Origin of the sequence: Phocaeicola coprophilus DSM 18228 = JCM 13818, assembly GCF_000157915.1 — a bacterium.
Taxonomy (GTDB): Bacteria; Bacteroidota; Bacteroidia; order Bacteroidales; family Bacteroidaceae; genus Phocaeicola; species Phocaeicola coprophilus.
This window is the reverse complement of the sequence record NZ_EQ973632.1, coordinates 6,585-23,531: the sequence shown is the minus strand read 5'-3', so window position 1 is coordinate 23,531 and position 16,947 is coordinate 6,585. Positions and strand designations below refer to the sequence as shown.

10 protein-coding genes and 2 tRNA genes are annotated in these 16,947 nt (G+C 43.7%); 10 read left to right on the top strand and 2 right to left on the bottom strand.

The window, feature by feature from the left end:
* Positions 1-10: 10 nt before the first annotated feature.
* On the bottom strand, positions 11-1,480 hold the full coding sequence (locus BACCOPRO_RS01695) for a Na+/H+ antiporter NhaC family protein (RefSeq protein ID WP_040311097.1): 1,470 nt from the start codon (positions 1,478-1,480) through the stop codon (positions 11-13).
* 234 nt (positions 1,481-1,714) lie between these two features.
* Between BACCOPRO_RS01695 and BACCOPRO_RS01690 the strand changes: the two genes are divergently transcribed.
* From BACCOPRO_RS01690 to BACCOPRO_RS01680, 3 genes are read left to right on the top strand one after another with little or no spacing between them, the layout of a single operon-like run.
* The gene (locus BACCOPRO_RS01690; RefSeq protein ID WP_040311054.1) at positions 1,715-6,271 is read left to right on the top strand and encodes a translocation/assembly module TamB domain-containing protein; all 4,557 of its coding nucleotides are present in this window, start codon (positions 1,715-1,717) and stop codon (positions 6,269-6,271) included.
* A 28-nt stretch (positions 6,272-6,299) separates the two neighbouring features.
* Positions 6,300-7,328 carry an agmatine deiminase family protein gene (locus tag BACCOPRO_RS01685; RefSeq protein ID WP_008140299.1) on the top strand — a complete coding sequence of 343 codons (1,029 nt, stop codon included), beginning with the start codon at positions 6,300-6,302 and terminating at the stop codon, positions 7,326-7,328.
* A 10-nt stretch (positions 7,329-7,338) separates the two neighbouring features.
* On the top strand, positions 7,339-8,226 hold the full coding sequence (locus BACCOPRO_RS01680; RefSeq protein ID WP_008140297.1) for a carbon-nitrogen hydrolase: 888 nt from the start codon (positions 7,339-7,341) through the stop codon (positions 8,224-8,226).
* A gap of 355 nt (positions 8,227-8,581) precedes the next feature.
* Here the strand turns inward: BACCOPRO_RS01680 and BACCOPRO_RS01675 are convergent, their stop codons facing one another.
* A complete protein-coding gene (locus BACCOPRO_RS01675) occupies positions 8,582-10,087 on the bottom strand; it encodes a TrkH family potassium uptake protein (protein WP_008140296.1) in 1,506 nt (501 codons plus the stop codon).
* A 98-nt stretch (positions 10,088-10,185) separates the two neighbouring features.
* Here BACCOPRO_RS01675 and BACCOPRO_RS01670 point away from each other — a divergent pair, with 98 nt between their 5' ends.
* The 7 genes from BACCOPRO_RS01670 (at position 10,186) to BACCOPRO_RS01645 (ending at position 16,894) form a co-directional block, all read left to right on the top strand.
* Positions 10,186-12,039: a coiled-coil domain-containing protein gene (locus tag BACCOPRO_RS01670; RefSeq protein WP_008140294.1), complete on the top strand. Its 1,854-nt coding sequence runs from the start codon at positions 10,186-10,188 to the stop codon at positions 12,037-12,039.
* A gap of 282 nt (positions 12,040-12,321) precedes the next feature.
* The gene (locus tag BACCOPRO_RS01665; protein ID WP_008140292.1) at positions 12,322-12,759 is read left to right on the top strand and encodes an Hsp20/alpha crystallin family protein; all 438 of its coding nucleotides are present in this window, start codon (positions 12,322-12,324) and stop codon (positions 12,757-12,759) included.
* 398 nt (positions 12,760-13,157) lie between these two features.
* Positions 13,158-13,802, top strand: a complete 645-nt coding sequence (locus tag BACCOPRO_RS01660) for a DUF1847 domain-containing protein (RefSeq protein WP_040311053.1) — start codon at positions 13,158-13,160, stop codon at positions 13,800-13,802.
* A 158-nt stretch (positions 13,803-13,960) separates the two neighbouring features.
* On the top strand, positions 13,961-16,453 hold the full coding sequence (feoB, locus tag BACCOPRO_RS01655; RefSeq protein ID WP_008140288.1) for a ferrous iron transport protein B: 2,493 nt from the start codon (positions 13,961-13,963) through the stop codon (positions 16,451-16,453).
* Positions 16,454-16,463: 10 nt separating this feature from the next.
* On the top strand, positions 16,464-16,646 hold the full coding sequence (locus tag BACCOPRO_RS17365; protein ID WP_081446905.1) for a FeoB-associated Cys-rich membrane protein: 183 nt from the start codon (positions 16,464-16,466) through the stop codon (positions 16,644-16,646).
* A 76-nt stretch (positions 16,647-16,722) separates the two neighbouring features.
* Positions 16,723-16,797: transfer RNA gene (locus BACCOPRO_RS01650), tRNA-Cys, on the top strand.
* 25 nt (positions 16,798-16,822) lie between these two features.
* Positions 16,823-16,894: transfer RNA gene (locus BACCOPRO_RS01645), tRNA-Cys, on the top strand.
* Positions 16,895-16,947: the final 53 nt, after the last annotated feature.

The window sequence follows — 16,947 nt, the reverse complement described above, 5'->3', positions numbered from 1 at the left end:
TTATATTGGGTTAAACATTCTTTTTCTCACTTACATCTGTCCCTATCCGATATATTTTATAACCTAAGCTAGCCACCAGGATACTCATTAACGGACTGAGCAGATTAAAAAAACAATAAGGCAAATAAGTCAGTGTTGGCACACTGAGAATGGTTGCCTGTGTCATTCCACAGGTATTCCATGGAATTAATACAGAGGTAACAGTAACAGCATCCTCTGTTGTACGGCTCAGCAAACGGGATTCATAGCCATTCTTCCGATAAATCTCCTTAAACATGTTTCCGGTAAGAATAATGGATATATACTGATCTGCCGTAGCCAGATTCAAAAACAGACCGGCTCCTACCGTAGAGGCAATCATTCCAACCAGACGTCGCGTCAGACGTACAAAAACCGAAGTAATACTTCCCAACATACCACAAGCTGTCATTGCACCGCCCAGACACATGGCGCAAAGGATCAGCCAAATGGTATCCATCATACCTCCCATGCCACGAGTTGCTATCAATTCACTTAATTCCGGAGAAGAGGCTGTTAATTGAGTTGCACTGAACAAAGAAGTCAATGTGGCCCGATATAAAGCTTCTCCCCTATTCTGTACCGTACCGGCAATTTCCAGCAAGACATCCGTTTGAAAGCACAACATACAAATCACCGCCAAGGCTGTAGAAATAAACAGGGTAACAATAGAAGGAACTTTACGCGCGATCAAAATTCCGGTAATAACCGGAACGATCAAGAGCCAGAGCGAAATATGAAACCGCTCAGCCAGGCCATCTGTAAATAGTACGGCATCAGTCCCCAACTCAGAAGAATTCATAAATCCCACTGTTGTAAAAATAGCCAAAGTGATCAGCATAGACGGAACAGTAGTAAATATCATGTAACGTATATGCGTAAAAAGCGGAGTGTCTGTCACGGAAGATGCCAATACTGTGGTATCTGACAAAGGAGAGATCTTATCTCCGAAATAGGCTCCTGATATAATGGCCCCGGCAATCCATCCCTCCTCAAATCCCTGAGCTTTACCAATTCCCAGCAAAGCAATACCAATAGTAGCAATGGTAGTCCAGGAACTGCCAGTCATTACTGACACAACAGCACAGATTATACAGCAAGAAACCAGGAAAAACTTCGGATGAATAACCTGTACTCCATAATAGATCAAAGTAGGAACTACCCCACTCAACATCCAGGCAGCAGAGAGTGCTCCGATAATCAACAGAATAATCAGGGCCGTGCTTACCCCCGCAATATTATTTACAATGGCATGTTCTATATCTTTCCAGGGGATATGGTATCCGACCATGCCTATTCCGGCACAAAGCGCCGTTGTCACCAGCAAACAGATTTGACTGCCACCTCCCAAAGCATCAGCTCCAAACAAACGGATCGTGAAAAACAATAAAATAATCAAAACCACAATCGGCAATAAGGAAACAAAGGGAGAAGGATACTTTCTGTTCTCTACGTAATACATACTTTTTTTTACTCTTTCAATAATAATATTTTTAATATTCAACTTTTCCGCGTGCAAAATTCCGAATATTTTTTCATTTTACATAACATTTAAAGCTTTATATTTGTTTTTGAAGCCAATATATTCCATTTTACGCATAATAATACATATTATAACCGGTTCTTTAATTCCTTTAACTAGCCGGATCATGCTGAAAACAAAAAAAATTGTACTTTTGTAGACTTTTATAAAACAATGAGTCATTTCAAGCGAATAAAACATACCATACGAACCCTTATTATTCTGACACTGGTCATCTACTTCGGAATAATCATACTTTTGAGCATCCCTTTTGTCCAAAAGCAAATCAGTCATTATGCCAGCCAGGAATTGCATCGTTTGTTTCGCACTGAAGTCAATATAGGAAATATCAACTTAGGTCTTCTCAACCGCATCATCATTCAGAATGTATCACTTCAGGACCGCTCCGGAAAAGATATGCTTAAAATAGCCCGCTTTTCCGCAAAAGTGGATATTCCTTCACTCCTGCAAGGGAAAATACGCATCAATAGCGTACAATTGTTTGGCCTCAACGCCAGACTGAACAAACCGTCTCCTGATGAAGATGCTAATTTCCAATTCATCCTGAATACTTTCGCGAAGAAAGACAGTACGAAAGAAAAAAGCAATATTGATTTAAGGATTAACACGATCCTTATTCGTCGTGGACAAATTCATTATGACCTGTTGTCTGCTCCGGAAACTCCGGGTGTATTCAACACGAACCACATCGGAATTACAAACCTTTCGGCAACTTTAGCCTTAAAAGCCCTCTCAAATGATTCTCTGAATGCGCAGATACGACGTATGAGTTTTAATGAGCAATGCGGACTCAAACTTAAACGTATCACCTTGCGTGCTACCGCAAACCATCAGGGATTACAAGCTAACGGCATAGAAATAAGTCTGCCCAAAACAACATTCCGAGTAGATACGCTGTCTGCTGCCTATGACAGTATCAGGCAAACGTCCGGCATGCCACAAGACATACGTTACATGGGGAAGGTACAGGCTTCAGTCACCCTATCCGATTTGTCCTGCTTTCTGCCAGCCTTTCAGCACTTCAACGATCCGTTCGAGTTACAATTCTCGATTAACGGACATAACCGGCATATCCAATGTAGTGATTTTTATCTGACCAATCCGGATAAAGACCTCCAGCTTCAGGCTGAAGCACTCTTCAATGGAGAACGCAAAAATTCTTCTGCATATATATTCGGCAAGGTATCCCATCTGGACATCAATGAAAAGGGATTTAACTGGCTGCATCAGAATCTGACCGGGAAAAAGGACTTACCGGAAATCTTGAAACGAATCAATTATTTCCATTTTAACGGAGACGTTTCGGGGTATCCCCATTTGCTGACTATGCACGGTCTGATCCGGAGTGGAGCCGGAAATGTACAGGCTAACGTAACCATGCATACTGATACGTTGACAAATGCGCATTCTTATTCCGGAAAGATAAAGAGCAAGGAATTAAGAATAGGAAAACTGTTAGCCAAAGGAAACAAATTCGGAAATGCTGCATTCGACATTGAACTAAAAGGACTCAAATATCGTAACAACCAGCCCGAATCATATATTAAAGGAGTGATTTCTTCTCTGGAATACAATCATTATGAATATCAGAATATCACATTGGACGGACAATACCGTCCAGGAAGCTTCAACGGACGCCTCGCACTGGATGACGAGAATGGGCTGATCAATATTGAAGGAAATTTCAATACGGCGCAAAAAACACCCGATTTTAATCTGAGGGCTATCATGCGCAACTTCCGGCCCAACGCACTCCGGCTGACTGATAAATACCAGAATACAGATATCTCATTAAACCTGACAGCAGATTTCTCCGGTCATTCGATTGACGATATGCAAGGGGGAATCCAACTGGACAGCTTGTCCGTCAGAAATCCGATGGAGAATCTATCTTACTTTATGCCCAATCTGACCATTACAGCCGGGAATAAAGGTATAGAAAAAGAAATAAAAATCAATTCTCCCTTTTTGCAAGGAACTATACAAGGGAATTATTCTTATCAAACCATTTCCGCCAGCATCATCAAAACAGTGCAGCGTTACATCCCGTCACTTTTGACGGCAGAAACCAAACAAATCAAATCCAACAATGATTTCCGTTTTGATTTAAAAATGGAAAACAGCGACTTGTTGTCTAAAGTCATTGGTATTCCGCTGGATCTCAAAATGCCGGCAACCTTAAACGGCTACTTCAATGACAGCCTTACCCGTCTGAAAGTAAACGGATATTTTCCGGAATTCATTTATAACAATACCCGCTATGAATCGGGAACGATTCTCTGTGAAAATCCGGGAAACCAGCTGCAATGTAAGGTCCGGGCAAACATGATGATGAAAAAAGGCAGCATGCTTAACCTCAGCCTGAATGCCAATGCAAAAGACGACCGTCTGCACACTACAGTGAATTGGGGAAACAACACCAACGTAACTTACAGTGGGGAAATTGATGCAATTGCCAGTTTCAATCAATCAGCTGACAAGAAACAAATACAAACCTACATAGATATCCTGCCCAGCCGTGTCGTTCTGAATGACACAACCTGGCACATTCATCCTGCAGCCATCAGCATAGCCAAGGACAGCATTGAAATAAATGACTTCCTGTTTGAACATCAAGACCAGTATTTAAGGATTAACGGAAGACTTGGGAAAACCAGCGCAGATTCTTGTCTGGTAAATATGAAAAACATTAATCTGCTTTATATTATGGATATGATCCAGTTCCATGCTGTCAAGTTCTATGGACTGACCAGCGGAAAAGTCTCTCTCTATCATATTCTTGATGAACCTGTCATGCTGGCAAAACTGAATGTAAAGGATTTCTCCCTGAATGACGCTTTGCTTGGACAGGCAGACATCACCGGCAGTTGGGACAAAGAGCTGGGAGGAGTACGCCTGCTTGCTGATATTCGGGAGGACAGTCTCCATACCACTATGGTAAACGGCTATGTTTCACCCAAACTGAAAGGACTCGACTTACATATACAAGCCGGAGGTACAACTTTGGCTTTTCTACAGCCTTTTGTCAAGAGTATTTTCACCGATGTAAGAGGAAGAGCCCACGGAAATGTCAGATTATACGGACCATTCTCAGGACTTGACCTGGAAGGAGATGTCAAAGCCAATATGGGAATGAAAGTTAATATCCTTAATACCCGCTTCGAAGCGCAGGCAGACTCTGTCCATATCACTTCCGGACAATTCAAGTTTCAGAACGTGCAGTTGACGGATGCTGAGGGAAACCACGGAACGGCCCAGGGAACATTAAGACATACAAAACTGAAAAACTTAGCCTATCAGTTCGCCTTCAACACCAATAATATGCTGGTTTATAATACCAGCAGAGAAACACCGGACTTCCCGTTCTATGGAAGAATTTACACAACCGGCGATGTATCCATACGAGGAGGAGACAATGCTTTGAATGTAGACGGGAACATGCGGGCGGACAGAAATACAGCTTTTGCCTATGTTTTGGGTACGGCGGCTGAAGCCACCAATAACCAGTTTATTACATTCGTAGACCGTACCCCCAAGCGCAAACAGGAAATCATACAGACTGAGGTTTATCACTATCTGAACCGCCCGGAAGAGGAAGAAGATGATGATACCCCTCTGGATGTTCACATCAATTTGCAGATCGAGCCTACGCCCGAAGCGAACATGAAGATTATCATGGACCCGGCTGCGGGTGACTATATTTCAGCTACCGGAACAGGAAACCTGCGTATCAACTTTTTCAATAAAGGCGATTTCCAGATTTTCGGAAACTACAATATAGCGCAGGGTATTTATAAAATGAGTATGCAAAATGTCATCCGCAAAGACTTTACGCTCCAGCCGGGAGGTATTGTTACTTTCAACGGAAATCCCAAAGCTGCCAACTTAAATGTACAGGCAGTATACACCGTCAATTCAGCATCTCTTAACGATCTGATTGCCAATGCAACATCATCAAAAGGAAATGTACGCGTCAACTGTCTGCTGAATCTGACCGGAAATCTTACCTCTCCTAATCTGACCTTCGATCTGGAACTGCCAACGGTCAATGAAGAAGACCGGGAGTTGGTGAGAAGTCTTACCAGTACAGAAGAACAAATGAATACACAAATCATTTACTTGCTGAGTGTTGGTAAGTTCTATGCATACGACTATAACAATGCCAGCCAGTCTGACGCAACCAGCTCTCTGGCTTTCAGCACGCTGTCGGGACAACTGAACAACATGCTTTCACAAGTCATTGACAGCCAGAACTGGAATCTGGGAACTAACCTGACGACCGGCGAAAAAGGATGGAGTGATGTGGAAGCAGAAGCAATCCTGTCCGGACGAATGCTGAACAACCGTTTGATCATCAACGGTAACTTCGGCTACCGGGAAAATACCATGCGGAACACAAACTTCGTGGGAGACTTTGAAGCCATCTGGCTGTTAAGTAAAAACGGAGATTTCCGATTAAGAGGATACAACCAGACAAATGACCGGTACTTTACTAAATCAACCTTAACGACACAAGGTATCGGTATTATGTACAACAAAGATTTCAGCAACTGGAAAGAGCTTATCGACTGGTTCCTGCGCCGTAGAAAACTACGGACTTCCAGACAAAAGAAGAATGACGAAGAGAAATACTCTCAGCCACAGACAATAGCCCGACCGGCTGACGAGGAGAAAACAAGTTCGCCAGACAAAGACAATAAAGAAAATTAAGTGAATCACATATACATAACAAACAGCTATGATGGAAATAAAAAACTATTATTTACCGGCGGAATGGCATCCTCAAAGCTACATTCAGCTAACCTGGCCTCACAAGGATACAGACTGGGCATACATGCTGGAAGAAGTAGAGAAATGCTTTCTGGAGATAGCCACTCATATTGCTCAACGGCAACCCTTGTTGCTTGTCGCGCCTCAGTTTCCTGCAGTATTGGAAAATTTTGCCTATCGCGACAACATCTGTTACATACCGTGTCCGACCAATGATACCTGGGCACGCGATCATGGATTTATCACCTTGCTCCAAAACGAATCAGCTCCGTTGCTGCTTGATTTCTGTTTCAACGGATGGGGCATGAAGTTTGCTGCCAATAAAGACAACCTGATCAACTCGGAACTGATCAAGGCTGATTGCTTAAAGGGCAGTTATGTCAATTGCCGCAACATCGTTCTGGAAGGCGGATCCATTGAAAGCGACGGATGCGGAACCCTGCTTACTACCTCCACCTGCTTACTGGCTCCCAACAGAAACGATACGATGGACCGTGCACAGTTGGAAGATTATCTGAAGGAACGCTTTAATTTGCAGCAGATATTGTGGCTTGACCATGGTTATCTGGCCGGAGATGATACAGACAGCCATGTAGATACTCTGGCGCGTCTCTGTCCGGACCATACCATCGTATATGTACAATGTACAAACCCTGAAGATGAACATTATGAGAGTCTGCAGGCTATGGAAAGACAACTCCGGACATTCCGTACTCTTGAAGGTCTTCCCTACCGGCTGCTTCCTCTCCCCATGCCTGATGCTATTTACAGTGAAGAAGGAGAACGGCTGCCTGCAACTTATGCCAATTTCCTGATTATGAACGATGCTGTATTATATCCGACATATGCACAGCCGGACAAGGACATGCAGGCCAAGGATGTTCTGGCACAAGCCTTTCCTGACAGAGAGATTATCGGAATTGATTGCAGAGCCCTGATCCAGCAGCATGGTTCCCTTCATTGTGTCACCATGCAATATCCCAAAGAAGTAAAATAAACCGTTAAATATGAAGAAGATCATTCGCGTCGGTATCGTTCAACAAGCATGTTCCAACGATATCAAATTCAATTTGGAAAAGCTTCACCGCAACATTGCCTCTGTGGCACAGGCTGGAGCACAACTGGTTGTTTTGCAGGAATTGCACAATACACCGTATTTTTGCCAGACTGAAGACACCAACATGTTCGATCTGGCAGAGCCCATTCCCGGTCCTTCTACCGGTTTCTACAGTGAATTGGCTGCAGCATATCACATTGTACTGGTCACTTCACTTTTTGAACGCCGGGCGCCGGGGTTGTACCACAATACAGCCGTCGTTTTTGACTCCGACGGAAGCATCGCCGGAAAATACCGGAAAATGCACATTCCCGACGATCCAGCCTATTATGAAAAGTTCTATTTCACTCCCGGTGACTTAGGTTTCGAACCGATCCAGACTTCTATCGGAAAACTGGGCGTCCAGGTTTGTTGGGATCAGTGGTATCCCGAAGGAGCACGGCTAATGGCACTGAAAGGAGCCGAACTGCTGATTTATCCGACTGCCATCGGCTGGGAAAGCAGTGATACGCAGGAAGAAAAGATGAGACAGCTCGGCGCATGGGTAACCGTACAGAGAGGACATGCCGTAGCCAACGGGCTTCCTGTCATCTCAGTCAACCGGGTTGGTCTTGAACCTGATCCTTCCGGCCAGACCAATGGCATTCAATTCTGGGGCAACAGCTTTGTAGCCGGTCCTCAAGGTGAACTTCTCGCTCAGGCCAGCAATCTCAAAGAAGAAAACCTGGTGGTTGAAATCGATATGAGCCGAAGCGAAAACGTCCGCCGCTGGTGGCCGTTCCTGCGCGACAGAAGAATCGAACAGTTCCAGGATCTGGCCAAAAGATTTATAGACTAACTGTTCTCCAAATATAATGGCATGTGCTCATGAAATCCATACTTCTGTTTCATTGCACATGCCATTCTTTTTATCCTCAAGTTCCATTCCGGGAATTTCGGCTATTTTTCCTCCTTATACGAACTGTAGTACCCTGCATCACAATTCTCAGGGCCCGCAGATTCATTTAAGTACCGGTGTCTCCATTCGCCGCCACATTTTTTTAAAACGCCGAAACATTTTGCTGCAAACGCCGAATTCTTTTCATCAATACAACGAATCGTTTTTTTACCTTTTTTGCAACAGTGCCCGGTGTTCTCCTTTCACCGACAAAACACCAACGGCCCTTCTATCAGCCGTACACAAGCGTTTCCCATCACCGCTTCTCCCAGAAACTGGGAGCAAACATCAATAAGATTCCAAACAATTCCAGACGTCCGATCAGCATCAGGAAAGATACAAGCCATTTCGCAACATCGGGAAGTGCACTCCAGGAAAAGACCGGTCCGAATGCTCCAAGTCCAGGGCCGACATTACCCAGACTGGAAACAACAAGACTGAAAGATTCCGTCAAGCCAATACCCAGAAACATCAGCACAGTCCAGCTGACAAAAATACAGATCAGATAAAACAGAATAAACGTAGATACCGTAGAGATAGTGGCCGGAGAAACAGCCTGTCTGTTAACCTTCACTGACAAAATTGCCCTGGGATGCATCAACCGGTTAAACTCATTCTTGATATTACGGATCACAATCAGCAGACGCATATTCTTGATTCCTCCACCGGTCGAACCAGTACATCCTCCTGCCAGCATTGTATAGATCAGCAGCATCCATGTAAAAGGTGCCCATTTTACATAATCATCTGTTGCAAATCCACAGGAAGTATGTAATGAAGCAACCTGAAACAACGCCTTGCGGAAGGCAACTTCCATGCCATAATGATTCTGAAGGACCAGGGAGATTGTTATCAAGAGAGTAACACCACCGATCGACATCAGGTAATACTTGAATTCATCATCCCGGAAAAGCTGCTTGCATTTTCCCTTCAGACACATAAAATAAAGAGAAAAGTTTACGCCTGACAAAATCATGAAAATAGCCGTCACATATTCTATAAACGGAGAATTCCAATAAGCGATGCTATCCTGCTTGGTAGAATATCCGCCGGTTGCCGTCGTAGCAAAAGAATGACACACGGCATCAAAGACACTCATACCTCCCCATACCAGCAAAACAATAAGAGTCAGCGTCAGGATCAAATAAACAGTCCAGATCCACTTGGCCATTACACTGATTTTGGGATGAATCTTATCATGGGTAACTCCCGTGGCCTCAGCAGAGAAAAGGACCTGATTACCGACTCCAAAAATCGGCAATACCGCTATGGTAAAGAACACAATACCCAATCCGCCAATCCACTGCGTAAAACTTCTCCAGAAAAGCATTCCATAAGGAAGCGCTTCAATATCGTCCAATATCGTAGCTCCAGTTGTAGTGAAACCAGACATCGTTTCGAAAAAAGCATCCGTAATGGAGGGTATCTCGCCACTCAAATAAAAAGGCAGCATACCAAAAGCGGTAAACAGCAGCCAGGTAAAAGCCACAATGCAATAGCCGTCCCGTCTGGTCACCATATTCGGTGCATTACGGCCCAACAGCAAAAGTACTCCCCCTACTCCCACATTAATCAATATGGAATAGATGAAATAGATATATTCTTTTTCCCGATAATACCACGACACACTCGCACACACCAAAAACATGGCAGCTTCCATGAAAAGCAGAATTCCCAATATACGGAAAATCATTTTACGATTGATCAAGCTGTTTGTCCTGCTTCTTCCTGTATTTACGTTGATTGATACAAAATCTTCCATTTTTCATTTCGTTTTGGACTGCAAACTTAATCAAAAGATAGGATTTTTCAATAAAATTCACGTTATTTGCAGGAATAATTAAACCAAACAGACAAACAATGAACAAATACGTACTTCAACTGCTGAAAAAGTTTGCAGGAATTGATATTGATGAATTACAGGCCGAATTTAATCGGGTACAAGGTGAGAATGTCAAAATTTCCACACAGTTACGCCACGCTTCAGATAAAATCAGTTCCATGGAAAAGCAGATAAGCCGTCTGGAAGCCGAAGCGACTGCTTATCAGACCAGCGTCAGGGAAAACGAGGAAAAACACCAGAAGACCATGGGGGAAATATGTCTGCAAAACAAGGAGCTCAACAGTCACATCGACGAAAAAGATGAGCTGATCAAACAATTGCAGAAGGATATCTCAGACAAGGGAAAAGCCTTGGAGGATCTTCAGGAGAAATATAATCAGCTGAATAACAGTCTGAAGGTCCAACAGGATTCTTACGAAGAAAAAATAAAGAATCTCCATCAAGATACTGACACTTCTTTACAGCAAAAGGAGCAGAACTTGCTGAATGCCCGGCAAGACATCCAGGAGCTGCAGGAAAAAATACGCCGTACTGAAGCTGAACGTGATGCTCTTTCCCAGACCGTTTCAGAAAAAGAAGAGAGACTTAAAACAACAGAGACTGCACTCAATGAAGCTCTTATCCAGATCCAAAAGATGGATATCCGCTACAAAGACAGTGAAAACCAGAATAAAGAAGCCGAAACAGAACTGACTACTCTTCGGAGTAACATTCAGAAGCTGGAACAACAACTTCAGCAGTCAGAAGCCAGTCTGAAGGGACTGAACACCCGACTGGATGAAAACGAAAGCAGAAACAGCCAGCTGGCTTTCCAGGTAGAAGAATATACTTCCAAGAATCAGGAACTGCTCTCCAGTCTGAAAGAAGCGCAAACATACTCCCAAAAGCTGGAAAAGGAAATAGACCAGCTGAAAGAACTGCAGGACCAGACCGAAACGAAAGGTCAAGTTGCAGAAAACAAACTTGCACAAACTCTTTCAGCCAATAAAGAACTGGAAGCTCAGATCAACGAAGCAAAAGAAAAACTGACCGGTTCTGAAAACAAACTGAAATCGATTGCTGAAGAACTGAAGCATGAGCAATCCAAACGGCTCACAGCAGAAAAACAGCAGAAGGAAACCGAAGATAAGCTTTCATCAGCCCTCCGCGAAATAACAATCCTGCAAGAAACGATCAAAGCGCTGGAGCAAGAACAAACATCACCGTCTGCTCCGTCACAGAAGGATACAAAGAATACGCTGCAGGAGTTAAGCGAACAATATGAATATATACGCATTACGACCGTCCGGAAAAGCCAGCACATCTTCACAACCAAAAACATCCATATCAAGAATGGACTGTTTGACTGGGGCGTCGAAGGTCATGAACTGATTCTGGATGAAGAATTTTACATTCCCAATGAGGAAATCAGCCGGATAGAAGGAATGAAAAATCCGTATTCCACTCCTGAAATCACCTGTGACTTCTCCAATGAAGGAAATGGCCCGGAAGTTGCCGAAACACTCCTTACGGCAATCTGCTGCTATCATCCGGTACGCATAACCTACAAGGATAAGAACGGAAGAATCTCCTTACGGCACTTGCATTATATCTGTTTCCAGCCACAAACAAACAGCTACAGCTTGCCTTACAAACAGATGTTTCAGGAAATGTTCAGTGAAAATCTGGACACAGACCACATCACGGCAATCTGCGCCCATCATCCGGAAGCACGCACCTTCATCATCAACCAGATCCAGACTATTCAGGTTTTTGATGCTTTTGTAACGACTCCGGAAGGTCTGGAAACCTTAAAAGAAGGTATCCAGCTGGCAACCGATAACGGACAGGCCGAACTGGCAGAAGTCCTTTCCGGATGCATTCCGGCCTGAACCGGACAGACTTTATTTTGACTGACATATAAGGAGACCAGACAGCCACTGCCAAAGTGTCCCTTATATGTCAGTTCTTTTATTTCAATAAAGCTTTCAATAGTTTAAAATCTCCGTGCCTCTGATTAAAATAGTTTTCAGTCGTTTAAAAAAGAGTTCATACTCTCTGACAAACTGACAACAGGCATACATCTTGCACATTCTTAGGCGAATCACGAAAGCCCTGAAGGCTGAGAGGTTCAGAAACAAGAAACAAAAAACTAAATATAGGAGATTACAACTATGACACCGATTAGAAAAAATTACAATCAGAATTGGTTACCGAGCATTTTCAATGATTTCTTCGACAACGACTGGATGGTAAAAGCCAATGCAACAGCTCCGGCCATCAATGTCCTGGAAAGTGATACTGATTATAAGGTAGAAGTTGCCGCTCCAGGTATGACAAAGGAAGACTTTAACATTCATCTGAGTGAAGACAACGAACTGGTCATCAGTATGGAAAAGAAGAATGAGACCAAAGAAGAAAACAATAACAACCGTAAATATTTGCGTCGCGAATTCTCATACTCCAAATTCGAACAAGCACTTGTCCTTCCGGACGATGTTGAAAAAGATAAAATCAGCGCAAATGTCACCGATGGTGTATTGACCGTTGATCTGCCTAAACGTACTCCAGAGGAAAAGGCCAAGATTAATCGTGTTATCGAAATTCATTAATCTGATTGATTTGAGAAGGCTGTTTCACAGAAATGTGGGACAGCCTTTTTTTATACCCGGAAACTTGGGGTATGGACATAAAAAAAGGAGTACCGCTGTACTCCAACCTTTGTTAACCTTAAATCTAATACTATGAAAAACACATTGCAAAGGTAGGGACTTTTGGGGATTCCGCAAATAAAATCAGCAAAAACCGCTATTTTATAACACGTTTTAAGAACTCACAAACACCCATAAACTTCCATTAACAGAAATCTTTGGAGAAATCGCGGTTAACTGCACTTGAAATCCCATAAAACCGGATGAAATTTTTAATGATAATATCCTTCTCATTTGATTATCCTGAGCTAAAAAAACATACCTTTGTTCAAAGAAACAACCAATCATTCATACAAAAAATGGAAAAAGAACAAACCCACACCTGTGTAGACTGCGGAACACAAAACTGCAAATTCAAGGACCGCACTTATCCTCCCTTCTGTCCGACAACCCATTTGAAAAAAAACGACAGACAATGGGCTCTGGAACGATATGACGAAGGTAAAAACCGGGAAATCATGATTGCCAGTGCTGAAGTGGAATATGAAGGATATTGCCAATGGACAAGAGTTCAGGAAATCATGGAATTTGCACGTAAGATCAATGCACACAAAATCGGAATAGCCAATTGCATCGGACTCATCAACGAAGCACGTATTTTTGCCCAGATTCTCCGCGCAAATAACTTTGAGCCATATTCTGTGATCTGCAAGGTGGCCGGACAAAGCAAGACTTCCATGGGAATTCCTCCACAATGTGAAAGCATCGGAGCTTCCATGTGTAACCCCATCTTACAGGCACGCTTGCTGAATGAAGCACATACTGATCTGAATGTTGTCATCGGACTTTGCGTGGGACATGACAGCCTGTTCTACAAATATTCCGAAGTATACGTCACTACCCTGGTCACCAAAGACAGAGTTACGGGAAACAATCCGGCCGCAGCTCTCTATACCGCCAATTCTTACTACAAGAAGAAATTCTTCCCGAATCCTTCCAAGTAAAGAAAAGCATTCAACACATTTTTCCATCCGCATCCTGCTTCCATCCGGAACAAGATGCGGATTAATTATTTAAAAACGATCTAAATTAATTGCACAATCGGAGACAATGCTATATCTTTGCACGGAATTTAGAATTGCTTTAAATAAAGTATCGCTATATGAAACTATCTGATCTGAAAACAGGAGAAAAGGGGGTTATCATCAAAGTCCTGGGACACGGAGGGTTCCGCCGCCGTATCATCGAAATGGGATTCATCAAGGGGAAAACAGTAGAAGTGCTGCTCAATGCTCCGCTTAAGGACCCTATCAAATATAAAATTATGGGATATGAAATCTCCCTGCGGCGTCAGGAAGCTTCCATGATCGAAGTCGTAAGCGAAGAAGAGGCCCGCAACCTGAGTACCGGCACCACCTACCATGGAGGTATTTCAGAAACAATTCCTGTAAACGACAATGAAATGAGGGCTATAGCCCAGGGAAAACGGCGTACCATCAATGTCGCCCTTGTCGGTAACCCGAACTGTGGAAAGACTTCTTTATTCAACATCGCATCAGGATCACACGAACACGTAGGAAACTACAGCGGAGTGACAGTGGATGCCAAAGAAGGTTACTTTGAATTCCAGGGATATCACTTCCGGCTAATAGACCTCCCCGGCACTTATTCCCTGTCTGCCTACAGTCCTGAAGAACTTTACGTCAGAAAACACATCATTGAAGAAACTCCCGATGTCATAATAAATGTCGTAGATGCCGGTAATCTGGAACGAAACCTGTATCTGACTACCCAGCTCATCGACATGAACGTCCGCATGGTCGTTGCACTCAACATGTACGATGCCCTCCAACATAGCGGCAATACTTTAAACATAAAAAAACTGAGTCAGCTCCTCGGGGTTCCAATGGTTCCCACGATCAGCCGGACAGGAGAAGGGGTTGATGATCTTTTCCATGTCATTATCGGCCTGTATGAAGGTGCAGACTTCATGGGACAAAAGGAAGAAATACAGAACGAAGCTCTGCGTGAGTTCCGTGAATGGCATGATGCATACGTCCCAGACCATAAATTCGAAAGCCACGAAGACGACGAGAACAGCTTTACTCCGCGTAACTTCATCCGCCATATCCATATCAATCACGGACCGGAACTGGAACGAAGCATAGATGCTGTCAAGAAAGAAATCGGAAAGACAGAAACCATCCGCCACAAATATTCTACGCGTTTCCTGGCCATCAAGCTACTGGAAAATGACAAAGACATCGAGAAAAATGTCATTGCCAGCCTGCCGAATGCATCTGAAATTCTACGGATCAAGGAACAGGAAGTCAAACGTCTGCGCGAAACGATCAACGAAGACAGCGAACAGGCTATTACAGATGCGAAATATGGCTTTATAACAGGAGCACTGAAAGAAACCTATACCGACAACTACCAGAATACAGAAATGTTCACCCGGATTGTAGACAGTATTGTTACGCATAAAGTCTGGGGCTACCCTATTTTCTTTATCTTCCTGTATTTAATGTTTGAATGTACCTTTATTTTCGGTGAATACCCGAAAGAAGGCATCGAATGGCTGGTAGAACAGTTAGGCAACGCAGTCAACACATACATGCCGGACGGATCATTCAAGGATCTGCTGATTGACGCGGTGATCGGCGGTGTCGGAGGAGTCATTGTATTCCTGCCCAACATCCTGTTACTGTATCTTTTCATTTCTTTCATGGAAGATTCCGGTTACATGGCAAGAGCAGCCTTCATTATGGACAAGATCATGCATAAGATGGGACTGCACGGAAAATCCTTTATCCCGCTAATCATGGGATTCGGTTGCAACGTCCCTGCCATCATGTCTTCACGCATCATTGAAAGCCGCAAGTCACGACTGGTAACCATTCTGATCAATCCCCTGATTTCATGCAGTGCCCGTCTTCCCATTTATCTGGTTCTGGTAGGAGCCTTTTTCCCCGGCAAGGAAAGCCTGATACTGCTGCTTATTTATTCTGTCGGCATCCTGCTGGCGGTATTAATGGCACGAATCTTCAGCAAATTCCTGGTGAAAGGAGATGATACTCCTTTTGTAATGGAGCTCCCTCCCTACCGCATGCCTACCAGCAAGTCCGTATTGCGCCACACATGGGAAAAAGGTGCACAATACCTGAAAAAGATGGGAGGCATAATCATGATTGCTTCCATCATTATATGGTTCCTGGGATATTATCCCAACCATTCCAGCTATCAGACAACGGCAGAACAACAGGAAAACTCTTATATCGGCCAGATAGGAAAATCCATCGAACCGATCATCAAGCCTTTAGGTTTCGACTGGAAAATGGGAGTCGGACTTCTTTCCGGTGTCGGAGCCAAAGAACTTGTTGTAAGTACTCTGGGAGTTCTCTATACGAATGACGGAAATCTGGACGACGATGCACTTCCCGAACGTATCGCCCAGCAGTCGGATATCACTCCGCTCATTGCTTTTGCCTACATGCTCTTTACGCTGCTTTATTTCCCATGTATTGCGACCCTTGCTGCCATCAGGCAGGAAACCGGAAGCTGGAAATGGCCACTTTTTGCAGCCTGCTATACAACCGTACTGGCCTGGATCGTGGCGTTCCTCGTGTACCAAATAGGAAGTTTTATTATTTAAACAGGAAAAGATGAACTTACAGGATCTCATTGTATATCTTATTTTGTTTCTCTGCATCTGGTATGCAGGGAAACATTTTCTAAAATTTTTCAGAAGAAAAAGTTCTTCAACAACAGGCTGTGGCTGCGGATGTTCCGGGTGCAGTATGGCCTCAAAGCAAAACACCTGTTCGGAAAAGAAAACAAAAAAATAGCGTCCAGGTATTGCAGATTCCAAAAATAGTTGTACCTTTGCAACGCAATTGAGAAAAACAATAGCAAAGCGAGACTGGTTCCTTGGATGAGTGGCTTAGTCAGCGGTCTGCAAAACCGTGTACGGCGGTTCGAATCCGCCAGGAACCTCCAACTTACTGATAAATCAAAACAATCCGGTTCCTTGGATGAGTGGCTTAGTCAGCGGTCTGCAAAACCGTGTACGGCGGTTCGAATCCGCCAGGAACCTCTTGAAAATCTGAATGCACTCTTAGCTCAGTTGGTAGAGCAACTGACTCTTAA

What these genes read in the sequence shown, in the direction of transcription:
- BACCOPRO_RS01695 (WP_040311097.1), bottom strand. Translation starts at nt 1,480, where the DNA reads ATGTATTACGTAGAGAACAGAAAGTATCCTTCTCCCTTTGTTTCCTTA.
- BACCOPRO_RS01690 (WP_040311054.1), top strand. Translation starts at nt 1,715, where the DNA reads ATGAGTCATTTCAAGCGAATAAAACATACCATACGAACCCTTATTATT.
- BACCOPRO_RS01685 (WP_008140299.1), top strand. Translation starts at nt 6,300, where the DNA reads ATGATGGAAATAAAAAACTATTATTTACCGGCGGAATGGCATCCTCAA.
- BACCOPRO_RS01680 (WP_008140297.1), top strand. Translation starts at nt 7,339, where the DNA reads ATGAAGAAGATCATTCGCGTCGGTATCGTTCAACAAGCATGTTCCAAC.
- BACCOPRO_RS01675 (WP_008140296.1), bottom strand. Translation starts at nt 10,087, where the DNA reads ATGGAAGATTTTGTATCAATCAACGTAAATACAGGAAGAAGCAGGACA.
- BACCOPRO_RS01670 (WP_008140294.1), top strand. Translation starts at nt 10,186, where the DNA reads ATGAACAAATACGTACTTCAACTGCTGAAAAAGTTTGCAGGAATTGAT.
- BACCOPRO_RS01665 (WP_008140292.1), top strand. Translation starts at nt 12,322, where the DNA reads ATGACACCGATTAGAAAAAATTACAATCAGAATTGGTTACCGAGCATT.
- BACCOPRO_RS01660 (WP_040311053.1), top strand. Translation starts at nt 13,158, where the DNA reads ATGGAAAAAGAACAAACCCACACCTGTGTAGACTGCGGAACACAAAAC.
- feoB (WP_008140288.1), top strand. Translation starts at nt 13,961, where the DNA reads ATGAAACTATCTGATCTGAAAACAGGAGAAAAGGGGGTTATCATCAAA.
- BACCOPRO_RS17365 (WP_081446905.1), top strand. Translation starts at nt 16,464, where the DNA reads ATGAACTTACAGGATCTCATTGTATATCTTATTTTGTTTCTCTGCATC.